Source organism: Citricoccus sp. CH26A (assembly GCF_000224415.1).
In the GTDB taxonomy this organism is placed as follows: domain Bacteria; phylum Actinomycetota; class Actinomycetes; order Actinomycetales; family Micrococcaceae; genus Citricoccus.
Window position 1 is genome coordinate 80,705 of the sequence record NZ_AFXQ01000007.1, and the last position, 20,732, is coordinate 101,436.

The following is a 20,732-nucleotide window of genomic DNA, read 5'->3' on the forward strand; positions in this document are numbered from 1 at the left end:
GCTCCTCAGTCGGCTCCTCAGTCGGCCTTCGCGCGCTGGCCGCACTGGCCGCGCTGGCCGCGCTGGTCGAGCTAGCCGCGCTGGCCGCGCGGCGGGCCGGCGAACACCTGCGCGATCGGCAGCCACTGCTGCGCCGCGGGGCCCTCGGCGACCAGCGAGGTCTCCTGGTGGTCCCGGCGCTGGGCGACGACCAGGCAGAAGTCCTCGGCGCTCCCCGTGACGCGTCCGGTGGCGTCCTCCGGCCCCCAGTTCCAGGTCTGTCCGGAGGGCGCGGTGAGCTCGATGCGGAATTCGCCGGCGGGCGGTTCCAGGCCATTGATGCGGAAGGCGAAGTCGCGGGTGCGCACGCCGAGGTGACAGACATCCCGGAGCCGGTCGGTCGGCACGCGCCGCACACCCAGGGCGTCGGCGACGTCCTGGCCGTGGGCCCATGTCTCCATCAGCCGGGCGGTCGCCATGGACCGTGGCCGCATGGGCGGGCCGAACCACGGCACCGTCGAGGCGGGATCGGCCGCGTCCAGGGCATCGGCGACGCGACTGCGCCCCTCACGCCAGGCGGCCAGCAACCGGGCCCGGTCCCGTGCGGCATGCTCGGATGCGGCCTCGCTCACGTGATGGACGTCCTGCTTCACCGTCGCCGCGTGCTCGGCGAAGGCACCGGGGTCGGTCAGGGCCAGGAGCGTCACCTCGTCGGTCCAGGCCAGGTGCCCGATCTGGTGGGCGATGGTCCAGCCGGCGGCGGGAGTGTCCCGGCGCCAGCCGGTCTCGTCCAGCCCGGCCACCAGGGTGTCGAGGTCCTCGGCTTCTGCGCGGAAGGCCGCGGCGATAGACGTCATGTCCGCATCGTCGCACGGACGGCACCGTACCCGGCGTGCGTACGCTGGTGTGACGTGCACCATCCGTCCCAGCCCGCGCCGGATCCACCGGCCCCGGGCCGTCTCACCCCCTCCGCCGTCCGTCCACACCTCCGACGAAGGAATTCCATGACCGACTCCACGCACCGCACCCTGTCCGGCCGCACGATCCTCATGTCCGGAGGCAGCCGGGGCATCGGCCTGGCCATCGCGGTGCGCGCGGCCCAGGACGGGGCCAACGTGGCCCTGCTGGCCAAGACCGAGAGGCCGCACCCCAAGCTCGAGGGCACCATCCACACGGCGGCCGCGGCCATCGAGGCGGCCGGCGGGCAGGCACTGCCGATCGTCGGCGACGTCCGGGACGAGGCCTCGGTGGCACAGGCCGTGGCCCGCACCGTGGAACGCTTCGGCGGGATCGACATCGTGGTGAACAACGCCAGCGCCATCGACCTGTCGAAGACCCCGGACCTGCCGATGAAGAGGTACGACCTGATGCAGGACATCAACACCCGCGGCTCGTTCCTGCTGTCGAAGACCGCGCTGCCGCACCTGGGCCGGTCCGGAGCCGCCCACATCCTCACGCTGAGCCCCCCGCTGAACCTGAACCCGCAGTGGGCCGGCAGGCACCTGGGGTACACGATCGCCAAGTACGGGATGTCCCTGGTGACCCTGGGCCTGGCCGAGGAACTCCGGGACCAGGGGATCGCCGCCAACAGCCTCTGGCCGCGCACGACGATCGCCACCGCCGCGGTGCGCAACCTGCTCGGGGGCGAGGAGGTGGTGGCCCGCAGCCGGATCCCGGAGATCATGGCCGACGCCGCGCACGAGATCCTCACCCGGGACCCGCGCGAGTGCACGGGCCACTTCTTCATCGACGACGAGGTACTCGCCGAGGCCGGGGTCACCGACCTCTCCCACTACGGCGGCCCGGAGCAGACCCTCGAGCGGGACATTTTCCTGGACGAATGACGGTGACGTCCGGGCCGGGCCGCCGGCGGGGTGAGCGCCGCGGATAATGGCCGGATGGAGCCGTGGGAGATGCGTGAGTGGTACGCCGAGTACCTCGAGGCGTGCAACCGGCACGACCTCGAGGCCATCCGGTCGTTCGTGGACCCCTCGGTGCGGCGGGCGCACCTGCCGGGCGGGGCCGATGCGTGGGTGGCCGACGTGGCCGACCTCTTCCAGGCCTTTCCCGACTGGCGGTGGCGCCGCATCCAGCTCATCGTGGAGGAGGACCGTCTCGCCGTGCACGTGCGGGGGAACGGTACACACCGGGGCGCGTTCCGGGGCATCGCGCCGACGCGGAGGCACGTCAACGTCGCCGAGTTCGCGATGTACCGCGTCGCGGACGGGCGGATCGCGGAGTACTCCGGGGTGGTGGACACGATAGAGCTGCTCACCCAGCTCGGCAGGCCGGCGCCGTAACCGGCCGCTCCGCGGACGCGGCCCGAGGCGGTGCCGGCACAGGGGACCGGGCGGGTCAGCTCCGCGCCGTCTCGGTCCCCACGCGCTCCCCGGCCAGTAACTCCATGGCCTGCTCCCGCAGGTCGACCTTGCGCACCTTGCCGGTGACGGTCATGGGGAACTCCTCGATCACCCTCACGTAGCGCGGGATCTTGTAGTGCGCGATCCGGCCCGAGCAGTACTCGCGCAGGGACTCGGCCGTGGGGGCATCGGCCCCCTCGCGGATGCGGATCCAGGCGATGAGCTCCTCGCCGTACTTCTCGTCCGGGACGCCGACGACCTGCGCGTCGATGATGTCCGGATGCGTGTAGAGGAACTCCTCGATCTCGCGCGGGTAGATGTTCTCCCCGCCGCGGATCACCATGTCCTTGATCCGGCCGGTGATCCGCACGTAACCCTCCTCGTCCATCACCCCGAGATCCCCGGTGTGCATCCAGCCCTCTGCGTCGATCGCCTCGGCGGTCCGCTCGGGGTCGTTCCAGTACCCCTTCATCACGGCGTAGCCCTGGGTCTGCAGCTCCCCGGCCTGGCCGCGGGGCACGACCTCACCCGTGGCCGGGTCCACGACCCGGATCCTCAGGTGGGCGCCCACCCGCCCGACGGTGCTGACCCGCCGCTCCAGGCTGTCCGACGTCGAGCTCTGGATCGAGACCGGCGAGGTCTCCGTCATGCCGTAGCAGATGGTCACGTCCGTCATGTTCATCTGCTCGATCACCTGGCGCATCACCGACTCCGGGCACGGCGAACCGGCCATGACACCGGTGCGCAGGCTGGAGAGGTCGTAGGACTCGAAGTCCGGCAGCCCCAGTTCGGCGATGAACATGGTCGGCACCCCGTACAGGGACGTGCACTTCTCGGTGGCCACGGCGTGCAGGGTCGCGGCGGGGTCGAAGCCGGGGGCGGGGATGACCATGGCCGCGCCGTGGGTGGTGGCCGCCAGGTTGCCGATGACCATCCCGAAGCAGTGGTAGAAGGGCACGGGGATGCAGATGCGGTCGGCCTCGGTGTACTCCACGCGTTCGCCGTCGAAGTACCCGTTGTTGAGGATGTTCCGGTGCGTGAGCGTCGCGCCCTTGGGGAACCCGGTGGTGCCAGAGGTGTACTGGATGTTGATCGGGTCGTCCGGGCTGAGGTCCGCCGCGACCTTCGCCAGCCGGTCCTCGTCCGCGGTTGCACCGGCCAGGCCCTCCCACTCCGGGGTGCCGAGGATGACCACGTCCCGGAGCTCGGGGCAGTCGTCCCGGACGTCGGCCAGCATCCGCTCGTAGTCGGAAGTCTTGAAGGAGGATGCCGCGATCACCGTGCGGATGCCCGACGTCGTCAGCGCGTACTGCAGCTCGTCGCGCCGGTAGGCCGGGTTGATGTTGACCAGGATCGCGCCGATCTGCGCCGTGGCGTACTGCACCAGCGTCCACTCCGCCACGTTCGGCGCCCAGATCCCCACGCGGTCCCCGGTCCGGATCCCGGCCTCCAGCAGTCCGGTGGCCAGTCGCGCGACGTCGGCCGCGAACTCCGCGTAGCTCCAGCGCCGGCCGGTCTGGACCTCCACGAGCGCGTCGCGCTCGCCGAACCGCTCGACGGTGCGCGCCAGGTTCTGCCCGATGGTCTCCTCCAGCAGGGGAGTGTCGGTCGGGCCCTGGTCCTGGGAGGGTGCGGCGGTCGGCTGAGTGGTCATGGACGATCTCCTGGCGTTGCGGTGAGCTGCATCACAGTGGTGCGACGTCGGCCAGTTTAGTTACTGACCGCTAACCGGTCTAGACCCTGCCGAATCAGACCCCGCCGATTCAGACCCGCCGGTCAGGGGCCCGGGACGGGACCGCAGGACAGGGTGGGCCGGGGCGGGGAAGATGGATCCATGACCTCCGAACCCGTGGACGTGCTGATCATCGGCGCCGGACTCTCCGGCGTCAACGCCGCCTACCGGATCCGCGAGGCCTGCCCCGAGCTGTCCGTCCGCGTCCTCGAGGCGCGCGGGGAGATCGGTGGCACGTGGGACCTGTTCCGCTACCCGGGCGTGCGCTCGGACTCGGACGTGTACACGCTGACCTTCCCCTTCCACCCGTGGACCGGCCGGGACACGATCGCCAGTGGTGAGCAGGTCCGGCAGTACCTGCAGCAGGTCGTCCAGGACGCGGGGCTGCGCGAACACATCCAGCTTGACACCCGGGTCACCGCCGCGGACTTCTCCACCGACGAAGCCCGCTGGCACGTCCGGGCGGTGCGCGCCGGGACGGCCGGTGGACAACCCGAGCGGTACACGGCCCGCTTCCTGGTCGCCTGCACGGGGTACTACGACGCCGAGCACCCCCACGATCCCGGCTTCGACGGGGTCGAGGACTTCACCGGCACCGTCGTGCACCCGCAGCACTGGCCGCAGGACCTCGAACTCGCCGGCCGCCGGATCGCGGTCATCGGCTCCGGGGCCACCGCCGTGTCCCTGGTCCCCGCGCTCGCCGACGCCGGCGCGCAGGTGACCATGCTCCAGCGCACGCCCGGTTACGTGCCGGGCCTGCCGCGCCGGGACCCGCTGGCGGGACTGGCCCGCCGTCTCCTGCCCCCGACGGCGGCGCACCGGGTGATGCGCGCGAGGAACGCCGCGATGCAATGGGGCTTCTACCGCGCCTGCCGCAGGGCCCCGCGGCTGATGCGCTCCGTGCTGAGGCGTCACGCCGTCGCGGCCACCGGGTCCGAGGCCCTCGTCGACGAGCACTTCACCCCGCCCTACGACCCCTGGGAGCAGCGCTTGTGCGTGGCCCCGCACGGGGACCTGTACGCGGCCATCCGGGCCGGGCGGGCCGGCGTCGTGACCGGGGAGGTCGAGCGCTTCGTGCCCGAGGGGGTGCGGCTGGCCGACGGCCGGGTCGTAGATGCCGATCTCGTGGTCACCGCGACCGGGCTGCGGGTGCTGTTGCTGGGCGGGATCGAGGCGTCGGTGGACGGGGTGGGCATCGACCCGGCCACGTCCTACGCCTACTACGGGGCGATGCTCAGCGGCGTGCCGAACCTGACGTTCTGCATCGGCTACGTCAACCAGTCCTGGACCCTGCGCTCGGACATGACCGCTCGGTTCACCGCGCGCGTGCTGCGCCGGCTCGTGGACCGCGGACTGGACTCGGTGGTCCCAGAGGTGCCGGACGGCATCGGCCCCGGCCACCCGCTGATGGCGGACCTCCGCTCCGGGTACCTCGTCCGCGCCGCTCACCTGATGCCCCGTGCCACCGACCGGTATCCCTGGGCGATGGCGCAGGACGTGGTCCGTGACGGCTGGGCCACCGGCCACGCCGACCTGGAGGAGGGGCTGCGCTGGAGCCGGACGGCCCGGGCCCCCAACCCACTCTGGACGGAGCGGGGCAGGACGGAGCGGGGCAGGACGGAGCGGGGCAGGACAGGACTGCCCAGGACGAGACTGTGCAGGCCGGGATCGTTCAGGACGGGGCGAGGCGGTCCAGGTGAGCTAACCGGTCCTCGGCGCGGTCGAGACGCTGGGGCACCTCGAGGTCCCACCACGCGTCACCGCGCTCACCGAGACCCTCCTTCGCCAACTGGACCCGGTCCCGGGCGGCCCGCTTCGCGCTCTCGTCCCCGGCCGTGCGCACCGCCGAGCGCGCCCGGCCCAGGTGCGAGCGCAGGCGGGCGGCGGTCTCCTCGGGCAGCTCGGGGTCGGTGGCGCGCCACTTGCGGCCGTCCACCACGATGTACCGGCCGTCCTCGGTGCGCTCCATGATCGAAGCCTACGCGCGGACCCTCGGGGCCTAACGGGCCGGGTGCGCTGGGAAGGTCAACCTGGCGGGGGATCTCGCACTCCAGGCGGCCTGGTGGGAGGATGCGGAGGAACCATGACCAGAGAACCGGAGCTGCTCATCGTGCCGGACGCCGCCGCCTGGCGGGCCTGGCTGGACGAGCACGAGTCGGAACCGGACGGGGTCTGGCTGCTGCTGGCCAAGAAGGGGACCACCGCGCCGACGTCCCTGACCTATGCGCAGGCCCTCGACGAGGCACTGTGCAGCGGTTGGATCGACGGGCAGGCGAAGTCCGTCGACGCGCAGACCTACCGGCAGAGGTTCACCCCTCGGCGCAAGGCCTCGCTCTGGTCGCAGCGCAACATCGGCAAGGTGCAGGCGCTCACCGAGGCGGGCCGGATGCGACCACGCGGCCAGGCCGAGATCGAACGCGCCAGGGCCGACGGCCGGTGGGAGCGTGCCTATGCCGGCCCGGCGACCGTCGAGATGCCCGAGGACCTGGCCGTAGCCCTGGGGGAGTCACCGCGGGCCGCGGAGACCTTCGCCGCCCTGAACGGCCAGAACAGGTACGCGGTCCTGCACCGGGTCCTCACCGCGCCGAGCCCGGCCAGCCGTGCCAACAGGGTGGCGAAGCTGATCGGCATGCTGGAGCGCGGCGAGACGCCGTATCCGCAACAGGGTTGATGCCTTGCCAGGGGGAGAGGATGGGGCGCTCCCGTCTTCAGGCAGTGGTTCATTCCAGGATGGACATTTCCCCGGGCCCTGACGGCCTGATGCGTCCATCCTGGAATGATTCCTGGTCGGCGCGGTGGGTACGGTCGGTGAGATCCGCCGAGATCCGCCGAGATCCGCCGAGATCCGCCGAGATCCGCCGAGATCCGTCGAGATCTGCCAGGGTCGGGTTCCCGGTGGGGAGCGCCGACCCGGTCTGACATCATGAGATGGATGAGCACTCTCGACTTCGCCCGGGTGGCGTGATGAACCAGGTTTCCGACCCGTCGCCGGCGGCGGACTCCCGCCTGACCTTCTGCGGGCTCTCCATCGCCTACGACCACCGGGTGCTCGAACCCAGGCCGTGGACCGAGGCGCAGTCACAGTGGGCGGCCGAGCTGCTCCCCGACGCTCCCGCCGGTCCGGTGCTGGAACTGTGCGCCGGCGTCGGGCATATCGGACTGGGCGCCGTGCGCGCGGGCGACCGCGACCTGGTCATGGTCGACGTCAATCCGGTGGCCCGGGAGTTCGCGGTGGCGAATGCGGCCGCCAACGGGCTGGGTTCCCGCGTCGAGTTCCGGCTGGCCCGGATCGACGAGGCGCTCGGTGAGGACGAACTGTTCCCACTGATCATCGCGGACCCGCCGTGGGTGCGCTCGGCGGAGACCTCGCGGTTCCCGGCGGACCCCGTCCTGGCGATCGACGGCGGCGACGACGGCCTGGACCTGGCGCGGACGTGCGCCGACCTCATCGTCGGTCACCTGACCGGGGGCGGTTCCGCGCTGCTCCAGCTCGGGAACACCGCCCAGGCCGAGCTGATCGCCGCCTATGCGGGGCAGCGGTCCGACGGTGCGGTCAGCGCGGTCGAGACCCGCGTCTTCGACCGCGGCGTGGTCGTGCGGCTCACCCGCTGACCAGGCTGCCCAGCCGCTCAGCCAGTGCGCCGGTCAGCGGCCGGGGCGCCTGCGCATCACCTTGTGGGTGCCGTCGCACCACGGCTTGATGGCGGAGCCGCCGCAGCGGCAGACGGCGCTGACCGGCCGGGTGGTCTGGTATTCGTTGCCGTCCTCGTCCTGCACCACGTGATCACCTCGGAGCAGGATCGGGCCTCCCGGGCAGAAGATCACGTCCGGGTGGCCCGGGGTCATGCCCGGTCCCTGGCCCGGTAGCCTGCCCGGTTCCTCGCTCATGAGGTCCACGCGCCGAGCATGCGCTGGGCGTAGCGGTCGTCCTGGTCCAGGCTGGTCCACGCCCCGAAGAAGACGTCCTCGTGCAGGGAGGGCTCCTCGGCCAGCAGGGCCCCGCAGATCGTGCGGACGGCCAGTTGCTCGTGCACCGCATCGGCCTCGACGTGTTCGGTGTAGTACTCGACCATCTCCGCCGGGAAGCCCAGGCGCTCCAGCCCGCCGGCGATCTTGCGCGACGGCGAGGAGCTGGTGGCCTCGAAGGCGGCGAGGAACCCGAGCGAGGCCGCGCGGAGCCGCCGGTTCAACCCGAACAGGGACATCACGTTGTTCTGCTCGAGGACCTCGACCGGGACCTCGTCGATGTACGCGCCGTACTCGGCCGACAGGCCGCTGGCCGCCAGGCCCTGGGCGAAGAGGTGGGCGTGCAACCGGTGCGGGTTGCCGCCGCCGTACTCGTCGTACTGCAACTCCATCACGGCGGCCTTGACGGTGTCGGACAGGCGGGGGATGACCCAGGTGGTGTGGTCCGACTCCTTCAGGTGGTAGATCGACTTGTGGCGCAGGAACTCGCGCACCTGGTCATCGGACGCGGAGCGGTGGATGTGGGCCGCCAGCGAGGGGCCGTCGTGGTCGGCGACGAACGCGAAGAAGTCCTCGGCAAAGTTCCCGGGCTCGGGCACCCGGGGGTCCGGGCGCGGAGCTCCCGCTCGAAGTCCTGCTCGAGGCGCCGTCGCACCGCGATCAGCTGCGGGTCCCACTCCAGGTCGCCCGCCACGTCCTCGAAGCCCCGGTAGTGCTGTTCGTACAGGGCCCACAGGGTGATCTGCGCGTCCTCGGGGCTGCCGGCGTCCGGGGCATCGGCAGCCCGGGAGGTGTCCCCGGTGCGCAGGGACTCCAGGACGCACACGCTGAGCGGGCCGCGCGCGGTGGGGGTCAGCATGGGTCCACCTCCCGCCGTGCAGTCCGGGGCAGGGCGGGCCGGGGCAGAGCAGTGGGCTGGCACATCGGTCGGTGCATCCAGATCCTCGTCTCGGTGTTAAGGACGGCGGGTAGCCGGGGTGTCCGTCACCCGCCGGTTCCGAATCTACCGTGAGTGATGCGGGCCTCATCACCCGGGGCGTGCTGGCGGGACCGATCCCGGCCCCGGACGGGTCCCCCAGGGGTGGGGGAATACTGCGCCGTGTGACCCCGGCCACGACGCCTCGGCTGCCGTCGGGTACGGTTGATGGCTCACGATCAACGGTGGGGGACCGGACCATGAAGAACCTGTTGGCGGAAGCACTCGAGATCCTGCGGGACACCGAGGCGAACGACACGCGCACGAAGGCTCGGGGGCGCCGTGCCCACGCCCGCGTGCTGACGATGATCAACCTCGCCGATGAGACGGCCAAGCTCAGCCGGGAGCAGCGCATCGGGAACCTGCTGGCCCTGGCGCAACTGGACAAGGATTCCGGCTGGGCGCTCGAAGAGGCCCGCCGGATGCTGTCCGAGGAGGCCGGCTAGGCCGGTCCGCGCGGACCCCGGTTCGAGGGTGCCCTACCGCGGGGTGCCTCCTAGGGGTCTGCCGCGGCCCGGGAGCGGAGGGCCGGATGCGTCAGAGCGCGGGGCCGAGGAGCTGGACGCCGACGCCCCACGCGGCACTGAGCATGCCCACCATGGCGACCGCGGAGATCAGGGTGGCCGCCGCCCACTCACGCCGTGACCCGGTGGGGCCCAGCACGGGCAGCTTCATCCGCCCGCCACTGCTCCACATCTCCCGCACCAGCGGTGTCCGGGACAGCTCCCGTGGCCGCCGGAGGCGCACGGGCCACAGCAGGTTGCAGCCGCCGTCGGTGAGCATGTCCCCGGCGACGTGGACCACCACGCCCACTGCCACCGCCAGCACGAACCAGGAGCTCTCCGCGCCGAGCCCCACGGTGACCAGCGCCCCGCACAGGATCCCCACCAGCCAGGGGGCCCTGCGCGCCCGGTCCGGCATGAACCGCAGTGCCTTCACGGCGAAGGCGGACAGCAGCACCGTCCCGATCCCGGCGCCCAGCTGCAACGCGCCGGCCTCGGTCGGCAGCGTCATCCGGGAGAGCAGCCACGCCATCAGGGTGAACGCGGCGATCCCCAGCAGCGAGTGCGTCCCGTTGCGGTGCCCACCGGCGGCCCGGCCGAGGATGCGGCACAACCACTCCGAGACCGGTGGCAGGGAGTGGGCGATGGAGGCGTGGCGGTGGTCGGCGTCCGGCAGCAGTGCGGCGCCGGCGGCGACGATCGCCCCGGCCAGGACCCCGAGGTCCGTAATCCCGCCCAGCAGTCCGAACCCCAGGGGGATGGACTCCGGCAGCGTCAGCAACGCCTCGGTGCCCGTGCCGAACAGCCCGACGCCGGCCAGCGGCCCCAGCGGCAGCTCACCGTCGGCGGCGATCAGCACCCAGGCCGCCGCACCGCAGGCGGCGTGATGTGGTCCCATCATGGGCGGGGTCCCCTCCTCGCAGATCAGGTGGGGTGCCGCTACGGCGGCACCCCGGAACGCCCTCGGGACCGCACCGGAGGGCCGGTTCCGACGGCATCCAACATCTGACCACAGGGGACGGACGGGTTTAGTTGTCGCGGGGCCGCGTCCTGCGGACACCCCTGCGGGGGTGGTCATCCGCGGTGTCATCCACCGGTCGGGGACAGTCGCCGGAGGTGTCCTGCAACCTTTTCGGCTCCGGAGCGGTAATTCGTGCGTAACCGTCGAGATGTACCCGTCGATTTCCACCCCAGGTCCGGCGTCGACCCCATCGGTTCCCGGACCGCGGCGAGCACCGCCACCACCATGCTCGGGGTTCGCCGCTGCTCGAACAGAAAAGGTGACGCAGTCATGGCCATCATGAACCCCGCACTCCGAGACGCCGCGGACGCGTTCCGGGGCCGCCCGGCACCAGGGGGTGCCCGCTCGGGCGTCCCCGCGCAGGGCGTCACTCCTCGAGGCGCCCGCGCGGTCGGCGTTCCCTCTCCGGGTGTCGCCGAGCCTGACGTCCCGGGGCTGGGTGTCGCGGACGCCGAGGTCACAGCCCCCGGCACCCCAGGCTCCGGCATCACCATCCCCAGCCTCCCAGCCTCCGGCCGCCCGGCATCCATAGCTCCCGGGCCACGCGGGCCGGTGCGGGACCTGCCCCGCGGTCCGATGCCGCCGCTGACCGCGCTCACCGCGCACCCCTCCGAGGGGTGGAAGCCCGAGGGGGACTGGAAGCTGTACGCCGAGTGCGGTCCGGGTGACACCGAGCTCTTCTTCTCGAAGGACCCCATGGAGAAGAAAGCGGCCCTGGCGATCTGCAACGACTGCCCCGTGGTCAGCGAGTGCCTCGCGGAGGCGATGACGCAGGAGACGGGAGTGGACCTGCACGGCCGGTATGGCATCCGCGGTGGGACCACCCCGGTCCAGCGGCGGGAGCTGGCCCGCAGCCTGAACCAGCGGCCGGTGAAGCCGCGCCGCAACACACCGACCTCGAAGGCCGGGTGAGCGGCGCGGCCCGTGGCAGCACGTCAGGGTGCCGCCGCGGCGGTCACCGGTGCCGCAGCGGCTGGCGGCTGGTCTCCGCCGCCAGGGCGACGGCGACGAACGAGACGGCGGCGGCCGCCATCAGGTACCAGCCCGGGGCCAGGTCGCTGCCGGAGGTGGCGATCAGCCAGGTGGCCACGAGTGGCGCCGTCCCGCCGAAGATAGCGTTGGAGAGGTTGAAGCTGACCGCGAAGCCGGAATAACGGACCTTGGTCGGGAACATCTCGGCCAGGAAGCTGGGCAGGGTGCCGTCGTTGAGGGTCAGCAGGGCGCCGAGCAGGATCTGGACGAGGACGATCACGAGGAAGTTCCCGGTGCCCAGCAGGGAGAACGCCGGGATCGTCAGCACGATGAACAGGATGGAGGCGCTGATCAGCACCTTCTTCCGGCCGAAGCGGTCCGAGAGCATGCCGGTGAGGAAGATGAACCCGATGTAGGTCAGCAGCGCCACGGTCGTGGCGATGTAGGAGAGGGTGGCGTTCAGGCCGATCTCCTGGGAGAGGTAGGTCGGCATGTAGCTGAGGATGACGTAGAAGCCGACGGCATTGAGCAGGACGGCACCGCAGGCCACCAGCAGGCTCCGCCAGTGCTTTCTGAACAGGTCGCTCACGGGGGCCTTGACGGCCTCATCCTCCTCGGCGAGCTCGCGGAAGACCGGGGTGTCCTCCAGCTTGTTGCGGATGTAGCGGCCGATCAGGCCCATGGGCGCGGCCAGGAGGAAGGGCAGTCGCCAGCCCCAGTCGCTCATCTGCTGGGAGTCGAGCAGTCCCGTGAGCAGCGCGGCGATGAGGGAGCCCAGGAGCAGGCCGGCGGCGGTGGAGGCCGGGACGACGGCCCCGAAGAGACCGCGCCGGTTGGCCGGGGCGTACTCGACCAGGAAGGCGGAGGCGCCGGCGTACTCGCCGGAGGCGGAGAATCCCTGGACCACCCGCAGCAGCAGCAGGATGATCGGCGCCCAGATCCCGATGGCCGCGTAGGAGGGGATGAGGGCGATGCAGAACGTCGCCAGCGACATCAGCAGAATCGACCAGGACAGGGCCGTCCGCCGGCCGATGCGGTCGCCGAGGTGACCCCAGACGAAGCCGCCCAGGGGCCGGACGAGGAAGGAGATCGCGAACAGGGCGAAGGTGAGCATGAGGCCGGTCTGCGGATCGGACTCGGGGAAGAACACCGCGGTGATGGTGACCGCGAGATAGCCGTAGACGGCGTAGTCGAACCACTCGACGAAGTTGCCGATGAAGCTGGCGGCAACCACCCGGCGTCGGGTGGAACGGATCTCCTCGGGGCGGGGCTGCCCGCTGAGGGAGAGATCGGGGGCGTCGTCGCCCGGTGTGCCGGAACCGGGATGCTGGCTGGTGAGGGGTTGAGAGGCAGCGCCGGAGGAGGAGTTTCGGATCATGTGTAACCACCCAGGTTGAGGTTGCAGGATTTGCAACGAGGTTGCATAGATGGAAGCATGTGACCCGAGTCACGTCAAGGGACGGGCCGCGTGGCGGGTGCGCCGGTGCGGGGACCGCGGGGTGCGCCTGCATAGTATGAGCCAGGTCACCTCTGCCACCCTCAGGAGCCCCATGAGAACCCGAATGACGCCATTCCGCCCCGCCCTGGCCCTGCTGGGCCTGGCCGCCCTCACGCTCACCGGTTGTGCCGACCAGATCAGGGGCGCCCAGGGTGACGCGGCGGGTTCACCGGTGCCCGCCGTGGGTGCGGGTGACTCCACCGGCGCCTCGCGGCTGGACGCCATCAAGGACTCCGGCCGTCTCACGGTCTGCACCACCGGGGACTATCCGCCCTTCACCGAGCAGGCGGAGGGGTCCGGGGAGTTCACGGGCATCGACGTGGACATGGCCAGGGACCTCGCCGAGACCCTCGGCGTCGAGGTCGAGTGGGTCCAGACCAGTTGGAAGACCCTCATGGACGACTACCTCGCCGGCTGTGACATCGCGGTCGGCGGCATCTCGATGAACCCCGAGCGTGCTGAACAGGTCTTCTTCACCGCCCCGACCCTGGAGGACGGCAAGACGCCCATCGCGCGCTGCGAGGACGCCGGGAAGTACCGGTCCATCGAGGACATCAACCGTCCCGGCGTCACCTCGATCTTCCCGGAGGGAGGCACCAACGAGAAGTTCGCCCGCGAGCACTACCCCGAGGGCGAGCTGAAGACCCACGACAACCTGACGATCTTCGACGAGATCGTGGCCGGCCGCGCCGACGTGATGACCACCGACCGCTCGGAGGTGCTGTACATCGACCACGAGTACGAGGAGCTCTGCGCGGTCAACCCGGACGAGCCCTTCGACTACTTCCAGAAGGGCTACATGCTCCCGCAGGGGGACGTGGTCTTCAAGCACTACGTGGACCAGTGGCTGGACATCGCCCTGAACGACGGCACCTATGACGAGATCGCCCGCCCCTGGATCGGCGACGTGGATCTGACGCTGGAGCGCTGAGCCGACGGCGCCGTGCGGGCCGCCGGCCTCAGGCGGCGGGGGCCTCCTGGGCCCGGCGGCCCCGGCGCTGGCGGAGCACCACGGCCGCACCGGAGGATCCCAGCAGGACCAGGCCGGCCACCAGGGTGGCGCCGCCGGCGCCGAGGGAGCCGTCGGTCCACTCGATGAGCGCCTCCGTGACCGCGGTGGTCAGGGCGATGACCCCCACGGCCAGGAAGGGCCACCAGCCACGCCACCAGTACAGGCCGAACAGCGCCAGGGCGACGACGAACGTCACCGCGTACGCCCAGCCGGGTTCAGGATGCGCCAGGAGGATCTGCGCCCCCAGGAGCAGCAGCACTGCCCCGACCGTCCCGCCCAGCTGGGGTTCGGCCCACCACCGACCGAGCAGGGAGAGGGCGAGCCATGCGGCGCCCACCGCCAGGATCAGCACGGCGCGCAGCACCTCTGCACGGTAGCCATCGCCCGTCCAGACACTGGTGAGGAACACGACGGTGGCCAGCGCCAGCGCCAGGTGCAGCAGCGGCGAGGGGGCCAGCACGTAGCCGACCAGCAGGATGACCAGGGCCAGCACCACCCCGGAGGTCATGGACACGTTGTGCAGGTCGTAGGACGGCGGCGGGAAGTTCTCGTGCAGGATCCAGCTGCCCAGCGCGACGCCGGCCGCGATGGACGCCGCGACCACGAGCGTCCCGGCCAAGAACCGGGGACGCGGGCCGAGCCGCTCGCGCAGCAGCCAGGCGCCGCCCGCGGCCCGGACGATCACGAGGGCACCGGCCAGGAGCACGGCGGCGATGCCCCCGAGGATCAGGCTGCGCTGGAGGGCCGTGAGATCGCCCCAGTACTGCGCGGCAAGCAGGATGACCGCGACGACGACCAGCGCGGCACCCGCGTAGGCGATCACCTCGGTCAGTCGCGGGCCCGTCCGCCGGCGTTCCTCCGGAGCGCCGACGGCACCGGGCGGGGCGAGCTGGCGCTCGACGACGGAGACGGCGTCCTCCGCACGCTGTGCGTCCACCAGGCCGGCATCCACCAGGCCCGTGACGATCCGGCGCGAGGTCCCCTGCTCATTCATGCGCGAAGCATAACCCTCCGGCGACGCTCCGGGTCAGGCCCCGGTCCCGGTCCCGGTCAGGTCCGGGCCGGTCTGCTGCTGGGCCGTCTCAGGCCTGGGTCCGGGTGAAGGCGCCGATGCCGGTGAGGGTGCGGCCGATGGTGAGTTGGTGGACCTCGTCGGTGCCCTCATAGGTGCGCACGGACTCGAGGTTGTTGGCGTGGCGCAGCGGGGAGTGCTCCAGGGTGATCCCGTTGCCCCCGAGCATCTCCCTCGCCTCGCGGGCGATGCCGATCGCGACCCGGCAGTTGTCCAGCTTCCCGGTGGAGATCATCGCCGGGGTCAGCGCCTTGGGGTCGGTGTCCTTGACCCGGCCGATCTGGTGGGCCAGCAGGTAGCCCTTGTTGATCGCCACCGCCATGTCCGCCAGCTTGGCCTGCGTCAACTGGTAGGACGCCAGCGGGGCCCCGAACTGTTCCCGGCCCAGCGTGTAGTCCAACACCGCGTTGAACGAGTCCCGCGCGGCGCCCATCACGCCCCAGATGATCCCGTAGCGGGCCTCGTTCAGGCACTGGAACGGGCCCTTCAGCCCGACCGCGCTCTCGGCCGGCAGGATCGCCTCCGCGGGCAGGCGCACTCCATCGAGGTGGATCTCGCACTGCACCGAGGCCCGCATCGACAGCTTGGACCCGATCGCCTCGGCGGAGAACCCGGGGGTGTTCGTGGGCACCACGAAACCGCGCACCCCACGGCCGTCGCCGTGCTCACCGGTCTGGGCCCAGATGATCGCCACATCGGCCAGGGTCGCCAACCCGATCCACCGCTTGGTCCCGGTCAGCACCCAGTCCCCACCCGGCTCCTGACGGGCGGTGGTTCTCATCGAGGCCGGGTCCGAGCCGGCCCCGGGCTCGGTGAGCCCGAAGCAGCCGATCGCCTCACCGGCGGCCATGGCCGGCAGCCACTGGTTCTTCTGGTCCTCGGAGCCGTGCTTGTGGATCGCGCTCATCGCCAGCGAGCCCTGCACCGAGACGAAGGTCCGCAGCCCGGAGTCCCCGGCCTCCAGCTCCTGGGCCGCCAACCCGTACTGAACCGCCGAGCGGCCCGCGCACCCGTACCCGTCCAGGTGCATGCCCAGCACCCCCAGCTTCCCCAGTTCCGGGACGATCTCACGCGGGAACACCGCCGCCTCGTACCAGTCGGCGATGTTCGGACGGATCACCTCGTCCACCAGGGACCGGACCTCCAGGGCCAGGTCCTTCTCCTGGTCGGAGAACAACCCGTCCATCCCCGTCAGGTCCACCGGACCCAGGAACGAGGCCGAGAGATCCCCCGACGCAGACCGACCGGTGGAAGTGGCAACCGAGGCGGTGGCCGCGTCGGCGGTCGATGCGGTGGCCGGGGTGGACGGGGTGTTGTCAGTGGCGGTGTTCGCGGTCATGTCAGGTCCTTGATCGGGGAGAACGGAAGAGGGGGCGGGGAGAACGGAAGAGGGGCGGGGAGAACGGAAGCGGGGAACGGGGGAAGCGGGAGTGTGGACAGGAGGGTTGACACGGCGGGAGGGAACCGCGGCCTGCACGCCTCAGCGGGAGCGGGTCAGTGGTCCCGGGCGAGCCAGGCGTTCACGGCCTCCGTGTCCTGGCCGAGCGCGGGCGGGGCCAGCCGGGGGTGCTCGAGGGGTGGGTCCCATTGCGTCGGGTGGCGGAACTGCCGCCCGGTCACCTCGCCCGTGGGGCCGGTGAGCTCCACCACGGGATCGAGCCCGAGGCCCTGGGCCAGGTCGACGCCCTCGTCGATCCCGCCGACCAGGGCGCACGGCAGGCCGGCGGCCACCAGGGTGTCCCGCCACTCGGCCGCGGGGCGCCGTCCCAGGGCCTGCTCCAGGAGGCCCCGGAGCTCTTCGCGGTGGGCCACGCGCTGGGAGTTCGTGGCGAACCGCTCGTCGTCCGCCACGGCCGCCAGGCCGAGTGCCTCGACGAACCGCCGGAACTGGCCGTCATTGCCGATGGCGACGGCCAGTGGCCGGTCCTGGCAGTCCAGCAACTGGTAGGGGACGATCGAGGGATGGTCGTTGCCCATGCGTGACGGGACCACGCCGGCGCCCAGCCAGGCCTGGCCCTGGTTCGCCAGGGCGCCCTGCAGGGACGAGAGCAGGTTGAGCTTGAGGTGGGCCCCGCGGCCGGTGGCCTGGCGACGGTTCAGCGCCGCCAGCACGGCGATGGTGGTGTCCTTCGCCGTCAGGACATCGACGAGGGCCACGCCGGCCTTCATCGGCAGCTCCGGGGTGCCGGTGATGCTCATCAGCCCCCCGGCGGCCTGCACGATGAAGTCGTACCCGGGCAGGTGCGCCCCACCGGCATCCCCGAAGCCGGAGATGGAGGCGTAGACCAGGCCGGGGTTGAGGGCGGACAGCTCCTCGTACCCCAGGCCCAGGGCCGCCAGGCCTCCGGGCTTGAAGTTCTCCACCAGCACGTCTGCCCGGGCCGCGAGCCGGCGTGCCTTCTCCAGGTCGTCCTGGTCGGCCAGGTCCCAGCAGACGGACTCCTTGTTGCGGTTCACGGACTCGAAGTAGGTCGCCCCGGTGGCTGACGATGGCGGGGACCACGAGCGGGTGTCATCACCGGTTCCGGGGCGCTCGACCTTGATCACCCGCGCCCCGAGGTCTGCCAGGGTCATGGTGGCCAGCGGGCCGGCCAGCACCCGGGAGAAGTCGGCCACCAGCACCCCGTCCAGCGGCAGGTGGCCCTCCGCGGTCGCCGGGTCCGCGATCGGGGACGCGACGCGGTCCGGATGCAGGTGGGGCGTGGCTGACATGATCGGGTGTCCCTCCGGGGGTCGTCGCGGCTGCGGTGTGGATCCCAGCCTAGGGATCCGCACCGCGGGGCAGAACTGCCGATTGCGCAGTCCTGCCGACCAGGCATTGACGATTCGTCAGGGACCGGTGCACCGGGAACCGGCCGGGCCACGCGTCCCGACCCGGCCGTGCTCGTGGCCGGACGCGGGATCCCTCACGTGCGCCGGCGACTCCGCAGGGTCCGGATCCCCAGGGAGAGCACCAGCAGCCCGTCGGGATGCATGGGGTCGTGCCCCGTGATCCGCGCGATGCGCTTGAGGCGGTAGAGCACGGTGTTGGGGCGGACGTGCAGGACCGTGGCGGCACGGGCGGCCTGGTACCGGTGCTGGATGTAGGCCTCGAGGGTCTCCAGCAGCTCCGAGCCGTGCTCCCGGTCATAGGCGAGCAGGGGCTCGAGCGCGGACTCCACGAGTCCGGCGGCATCGGCCCCCTCCGCGAGGGTGAGGCCGAGCAGCACGTCGCGGTGGGTCTGGACCCGGTCTGCGCCGGGCGTGGTCAGGGCGATGTCGGTCGCGGCCCGCGCCTGCCGGTAGCTGACCGCCGCGTGATCCACGCCGCCGCCGCTGCTGCCCACCCCGGCCACCAGCCCCTCCACGTCCTGCACGGCGCGGGCGGCGGCCTCCTGCAGGCCGCGGCCGTGCTCGGGGGCCTCCACGAGCCAGACGATCTCCTCGTCCCGCAGTCCCATCAGGCCCAGCCGCCCGCGCGTCGTGCCCTCGAGGGGTTCCCCCAGGACGCGGGACGTCACCTCCTGGGCCCGGGCGAGGTCCTGCTGCCCCGGGGGGAAGCGGAACGTGAGGATCGCGTGCCGGTGGCCCTCGAGATCGAAGCCCTGCAGGTCCAGGGCGTCCCGGAGCCGGGCGCGCCCCTCCGGCGTCGCCCGCCCGTGGATCAGGGCCTCCAGGACGTCACTGCGGAGGATCGGCCGGTTCCGGCGCAGGCCCGCCTGTTCCTCCACATAGGCCTGGACCACCGCAGCGGACATGACGTCGACGTGTTCCATGACCCGGCCGGCCAGCCTGAGCAGCACCCGCAGCTGGGCCGGGTCCTGGAGGTCGGCACAGTCCACGAGCTCGTCCCAGATGGTGCGCTCCCGCACCCGGTAGGCGCGCAGCAACGCCGGCAGGGGCACGGCCTGGTGGAAGCGGCGTGCGGCCGCCCGCGCGTTCAGGCGGATCTCCTCCTCGGCGGGCGGGGTCTCCGTCATCAGGGAGGTGAGCATCTGGCGGATCTTCTCCGAGGCGAGCGGCAGCACGTCGCGTTCGACGACGCCGTCGGCGAAGGCGCGGTACTCGATGACCTCGTCCCGGTAGGTCTGGGCGAGGCGCCGGGCGATGTCCTCGATGCGGGCGTTGATGCGTTCGGAGATCAGCAGGAGGGCGCGGGAGTCCGGATCCCGGTCGTTTCCGGCGGGGGCGGGCCCGGTCGCCGGCATCACCGGGGATCGGTGTAGGTGGTCTTGTGCTGGGTGTAGAACTCCCGGGCCGCGCTGCCCTGTTCGCGCGCCCCGTAGCTGGAACCCTTGCGCCCGCCGAAGGAGACGTGGGGGTCCACTCCGGCCGTGGGCGCGTTGACCATGACCATGCCGGCCTGGGACCGGCGCTTGAAGTCGGTGGCGTGCTCCAGGCTGCCGGTGCAGATCCCCGAGGACAGCCCGAACTCGGTGTCGTTGGCGGTGGCCAGCGCCTCGTCGTAGTCGGCCACCCTGATGACGGCCGCCACGGGCCCGAAGACCTCCTCGCGGTTGATCGTCATGGCGTTGGTCGTCCCGGTGACCAGGGCGGGGGACATGTAGTGGCCGTCCGTGGCGCGCCGGAGCCGTTCGCCGCCGTGGACCTCCCCGCCCTCCTCGCGGGCCGTGCGGACATAGGCCAGGTTGCCCTCCAGCTGCCCGCGGCTGGAGATGGGGCCGACCGCGGATCCGGGATCCCGGGCATCCCCGACCGTCATCGCCCCGACCCTGGCCAGGAGCCGGTCCACGAACTCGTCGTGGACGTCGGCGGTGACGATCAGCCGTGAGGAGGCGGTGCACCGCTGTCCGTTGGAGAAGAACGCCCCGTTGAGGGCACACTCCACCGCGTGGTCGAGGTCGGCATCGCCCAGGACCACGAACGGGTTCTTCCCGCCCATCTCGCACTGGACCTTGATCCCCTGGCCCGCGCAGGCGGCCGCCAGTCCCCGGCCCACGGCCTGGGAGCCGGTGAAGCTCAGGGCGTCCACCGCGGACGACCCGGTCAGGGCCGCGCCGGTCACCGCGCCGGAGCCCATGACGAGGTTCAGCACCCCGTCCGGGAGCCCGGCGTCGGCCAGGATCCTCGTCAGTTCCCAGGCGCACCCGGGGGTGATGCCGGCCGGCTTGAACACCACAGCGTTGCCGAAGGCCAGTGCGGGGGCGATCTTCCAGGCCGGGATGGCGATGGGGAAGTTCCACGGGGTGATGACGCCGACCACGCCCATGGGATCGTGGTGCATCTCGGCGATCAGTCCCGGGCGGACGGAGTCGATCACCGTCCCGGCGTTGCGCAGGGCCTCCCCGGCGAAGAAGTCGAAGATCTGCGCGGCCCGGTTGACCTCGGCCACGGCCTCGGCGATCGGCTTGCCGAGCTCGCGGGCGAGCAGGTCCCCCAGCTCGGCGGACCGGGCCGCCAGTTGCCCGGACGCGCGGGACAGGACCTGGGACCGGGCCAGGGGGCCGGCCTCCGCCCACCCCGGCCAGGCGTGACGGGCGGCCTGGACGGCCTCGGCGACGGTGTCCGCGTCCGCCTGGGCGTAGCGCCCGATGACGTCCGAGAGGTCCGAGGGGTTCACGTTCTCCGTGCGGTCCTCCGAACCCACCCATGCTCCGCCGACGTAGTTGTCAAAGGCTGGGGTCTGCGTCATCGCCTGCTC

19 protein-coding genes are annotated in these 20,732 nt (G+C 71.7%); 8 read left to right on the forward strand and 11 right to left on the reverse strand.

What is annotated here, in order from left to right; all coding sequences use genetic code 11:
• Nucleotides 1–71: 71 nt before the first annotated feature.
• Nucleotides 72–836, reverse strand: coding sequence for a TIGR03084 family metal-binding protein (locus CITRI_RS0106355; protein ID WP_010143841.1), 765 nt, complete (start codon nucleotides 834–836; stop codon nucleotides 72–74).
• Nucleotides 837–983: 147 nt separating this feature from the next.
• On the opposite strand from CITRI_RS0106355, the gene CITRI_RS0106360 reads away from it, so the two are divergent.
• Nucleotides 984–1,823 (forward strand): NAD(P)-dependent oxidoreductase, encoded by an 840-nt coding sequence (locus tag CITRI_RS0106360; protein WP_010143842.1) that lies wholly within the window; start codon nucleotides 984–986, stop codon nucleotides 1,821–1,823.
• A 69-nt stretch (nucleotides 1,824–1,892) separates the two neighbouring features.
• Complete coding sequence (locus CITRI_RS0106365; protein WP_237709000.1) at nucleotides 1,893–2,279, forward strand: ester cyclase; 387 nt, start codon at nucleotides 1,893–1,895, stop codon at nucleotides 2,277–2,279.
• 55 nt (nucleotides 2,280–2,334) lie between these two features.
• On the opposite strand, the gene CITRI_RS0106370 is transcribed toward CITRI_RS0106365, so the two are convergent.
• Nucleotides 2,335–3,993, reverse strand: coding sequence for an AMP-binding protein (locus CITRI_RS0106370; protein WP_010143844.1), 1,659 nt, complete (start codon nucleotides 3,991–3,993; stop codon nucleotides 2,335–2,337).
• Nucleotides 3,994–4,173: 180 nt separating this feature from the next.
• On the opposite strand from CITRI_RS0106370, the gene CITRI_RS20590 reads away from it, so the two are divergent.
• The 3 genes from CITRI_RS20590 to CITRI_RS0106385 all read left to right on the forward strand — a co-directional run bounded on the left by CITRI_RS20590 (nucleotide 4,174) and on the right by CITRI_RS0106385 (nucleotide 7,683).
• The gene (locus CITRI_RS20590; protein ID WP_010143845.1) at nucleotides 4,174–6,042 is read left to right on the forward strand and encodes an NAD(P)/FAD-dependent oxidoreductase; all 1,869 of its coding nucleotides are present in this window, start codon (nucleotides 4,174–4,176) and stop codon (nucleotides 6,040–6,042) included.
• A 112-nt stretch (nucleotides 6,043–6,154) separates the two neighbouring features.
• Nucleotides 6,155–6,742: a YdeI family protein gene (locus tag CITRI_RS0106380; protein ID WP_010143846.1), complete on the forward strand. Its 588-nt coding sequence runs from the start codon at nucleotides 6,155–6,157 to the stop codon at nucleotides 6,740–6,742.
• A 293-nt stretch (nucleotides 6,743–7,035) separates the two neighbouring features.
• Nucleotides 7,036–7,683 (forward strand): class I SAM-dependent methyltransferase, encoded by a 648-nt coding sequence (locus tag CITRI_RS0106385; protein WP_010143847.1) that lies wholly within the window; start codon nucleotides 7,036–7,038, stop codon nucleotides 7,681–7,683.
• A 33-nt stretch (nucleotides 7,684–7,716) separates the two neighbouring features.
• Here CITRI_RS0106385 and CITRI_RS0106390 read toward each other — a convergent pair whose 3' ends face one another.
• Both CITRI_RS0106390 and CITRI_RS19600 read right to left on the reverse strand, forming a co-directional pair.
• On the reverse strand, nucleotides 7,717–7,959 hold the full coding sequence (locus CITRI_RS0106390) for a CDGSH iron-sulfur domain-containing protein (protein ID WP_237709001.1): 243 nt from the start codon (nucleotides 7,957–7,959) through the stop codon (nucleotides 7,717–7,719).
• A complete protein-coding gene (locus CITRI_RS19600) occupies nucleotides 7,956–8,636 on the reverse strand; it encodes an iron-containing redox enzyme family protein (protein ID WP_157998907.1) in 681 nt (226 codons plus the stop codon). Before CITRI_RS19600 ends, CITRI_RS0106390 begins: the two co-directional genes overlap by 4 nt.
• Before the next feature lie 577 nt (nucleotides 8,637–9,213).
• Between CITRI_RS19600 and CITRI_RS0106400 the strand changes: the two genes are divergently transcribed.
• Complete coding sequence (locus tag CITRI_RS0106400; RefSeq protein ID WP_010143850.1) at nucleotides 9,214–9,459, forward strand: hypothetical protein; 246 nt, start codon at nucleotides 9,214–9,216, stop codon at nucleotides 9,457–9,459.
• A gap of 91 nt (nucleotides 9,460–9,550) precedes the next feature.
• Here CITRI_RS0106400 and CITRI_RS0106405 read toward each other — a convergent pair whose 3' ends face one another.
• The gene (locus tag CITRI_RS0106405) at nucleotides 9,551–10,417 is read right to left on the reverse strand and encodes a metal-dependent hydrolase (RefSeq protein WP_010143851.1); all 867 of its coding nucleotides are present in this window, start codon (nucleotides 10,415–10,417) and stop codon (nucleotides 9,551–9,553) included.
• Between the two features lie 696 nt (nucleotides 10,418–11,113).
• Between CITRI_RS0106405 and CITRI_RS16625 the strand changes: the two genes are divergently transcribed.
• The gene (locus CITRI_RS16625; protein WP_010143852.1) at nucleotides 11,114–11,449 is read left to right on the forward strand and encodes a WhiB family transcriptional regulator; all 336 of its coding nucleotides are present in this window, start codon (nucleotides 11,114–11,116) and stop codon (nucleotides 11,447–11,449) included.
• A 43-nt stretch (nucleotides 11,450–11,492) separates the two neighbouring features.
• On the opposite strand, the gene CITRI_RS0106420 is transcribed toward CITRI_RS16625, so the two are convergent.
• Nucleotides 11,493–12,887, reverse strand: a complete 1,395-nt coding sequence (locus CITRI_RS0106420; protein ID WP_083843344.1) for an MFS transporter — start codon at nucleotides 12,885–12,887, stop codon at nucleotides 11,493–11,495.
• 184 nt (nucleotides 12,888–13,071) lie between these two features.
• Between CITRI_RS0106420 and CITRI_RS0106425 the strand changes: the two genes are divergently transcribed.
• Nucleotides 13,072–13,938, forward strand: coding sequence for a transporter substrate-binding domain-containing protein (locus CITRI_RS0106425; RefSeq protein ID WP_010143854.1), 867 nt, complete (start codon nucleotides 13,072–13,074; stop codon nucleotides 13,936–13,938).
• 28 nt (nucleotides 13,939–13,966) lie between these two features.
• On the opposite strand, the gene CITRI_RS0106430 is transcribed toward CITRI_RS0106425, so the two are convergent.
• From CITRI_RS0106430 to CITRI_RS0106450, 5 genes are all read right to left on the reverse strand, one after another.
• Nucleotides 13,967–15,013, reverse strand: a complete 1,047-nt coding sequence (locus CITRI_RS0106430; RefSeq protein ID WP_010143855.1) for a DUF2157 domain-containing protein — start codon at nucleotides 15,011–15,013, stop codon at nucleotides 13,967–13,969.
• A gap of 88 nt (nucleotides 15,014–15,101) precedes the next feature.
• Complete coding sequence (locus CITRI_RS0106435) at nucleotides 15,102–16,277, reverse strand: acyl-CoA dehydrogenase family protein (RefSeq protein ID WP_141565988.1); 1,176 nt, start codon at nucleotides 16,275–16,277, stop codon at nucleotides 15,102–15,104.
• A 308-nt stretch (nucleotides 16,278–16,585) separates the two neighbouring features.
• Entirely contained in the window at nucleotides 16,586–17,803 is a 1,218-nt protein-coding gene (locus tag CITRI_RS0106440; protein ID WP_010143857.1) for a CaiB/BaiF CoA-transferase family protein, read from the reverse strand.
• 194 nt (nucleotides 17,804–17,997) lie between these two features.
• Nucleotides 17,998–19,278, reverse strand: coding sequence for a CdaR family transcriptional regulator (locus tag CITRI_RS0106445; RefSeq protein ID WP_010143858.1), 1,281 nt, complete (start codon nucleotides 19,276–19,278; stop codon nucleotides 17,998–18,000).
• Nucleotides 19,278–20,723 (reverse strand): aldehyde dehydrogenase family protein, encoded by a 1,446-nt coding sequence (locus CITRI_RS0106450; protein ID WP_010143859.1) that lies wholly within the window; start codon nucleotides 20,721–20,723, stop codon nucleotides 19,278–19,280. The genes CITRI_RS0106445 and CITRI_RS0106450 overlap by 1 nt, the downstream gene beginning before the upstream one ends.
• Between the last annotated feature and the right edge of the window lie 9 nt (nucleotides 20,724–20,732).

Bases quoted from the DNA above. Each gene is read 5' to 3' on its own strand.
- CITRI_RS0106355 (WP_010143841.1), bottom strand. From the start codon at position 836: ATGACGTCTATCGCCGCGGCCTTCCGCGCAGAAGCCGAGGACCTCGAC.
- CITRI_RS0106360 (WP_010143842.1), top strand. From the start codon at position 984: ATGACCGACTCCACGCACCGCACCCTGTCCGGCCGCACGATCCTCATG.
- CITRI_RS0106365 (WP_237709000.1), top strand. From the start codon at position 1,893: ATGCGTGAGTGGTACGCCGAGTACCTCGAGGCGTGCAACCGGCACGAC.
- CITRI_RS0106370 (WP_010143844.1), bottom strand. From the start codon at position 3,993: ATGACCACTCAGCCGACCGCCGCACCCTCCCAGGACCAGGGCCCGACC.
- CITRI_RS20590 (WP_010143845.1), top strand. From the start codon at position 4,174: ATGACCTCCGAACCCGTGGACGTGCTGATCATCGGCGCCGGACTCTCC.
- CITRI_RS0106380 (WP_010143846.1), top strand. From the start codon at position 6,155: ATGACCAGAGAACCGGAGCTGCTCATCGTGCCGGACGCCGCCGCCTGG.
- CITRI_RS0106385 (WP_010143847.1), top strand. From the start codon at position 7,036: ATGAACCAGGTTTCCGACCCGTCGCCGGCGGCGGACTCCCGCCTGACC.
- CITRI_RS0106390 (WP_237709001.1), bottom strand. From the start codon at position 7,959: ATGAGCGAGGAACCGGGCAGGCTACCGGGCCAGGGACCGGGCATGACC.
- CITRI_RS0106400 (WP_010143850.1), top strand. From the start codon at position 9,214: ATGAAGAACCTGTTGGCGGAAGCACTCGAGATCCTGCGGGACACCGAG.
- CITRI_RS0106405 (WP_010143851.1), bottom strand. From the start codon at position 10,417: ATGATGGGACCACATCACGCCGCCTGCGGTGCGGCGGCCTGGGTGCTG.
- CITRI_RS16625 (WP_010143852.1), top strand. From the start codon at position 11,114: ATGCCGCCGCTGACCGCGCTCACCGCGCACCCCTCCGAGGGGTGGAAG.
- CITRI_RS0106420 (WP_083843344.1), bottom strand. From the start codon at position 12,887: ATGATCCGAAACTCCTCCTCCGGCGCTGCCTCTCAACCCCTCACCAGC.
- CITRI_RS0106425 (WP_010143854.1), top strand. From the start codon at position 13,072: ATGACGCCATTCCGCCCCGCCCTGGCCCTGCTGGGCCTGGCCGCCCTC.
- CITRI_RS0106430 (WP_010143855.1), bottom strand. From the start codon at position 15,013: ATGAATGAGCAGGGGACCTCGCGCCGGATCGTCACGGGCCTGGTGGAT.
- CITRI_RS0106435 (WP_141565988.1), bottom strand. From the start codon at position 16,277: ATGGACGGGTTGTTCTCCGACCAGGAGAAGGACCTGGCCCTGGAGGTC.
- CITRI_RS0106440 (WP_010143857.1), bottom strand. From the start codon at position 17,803: ATGTCAGCCACGCCCCACCTGCATCCGGACCGCGTCGCGTCCCCGATC.
- CITRI_RS0106445 (WP_010143858.1), bottom strand. From the start codon at position 19,278: ATGCCGGCGACCGGGCCCGCCCCCGCCGGAAACGACCGGGATCCGGAC.
- CITRI_RS0106450 (WP_010143859.1), bottom strand. From the start codon at position 20,723: ATGACGCAGACCCCAGCCTTTGACAACTACGTCGGCGGAGCATGGGTG.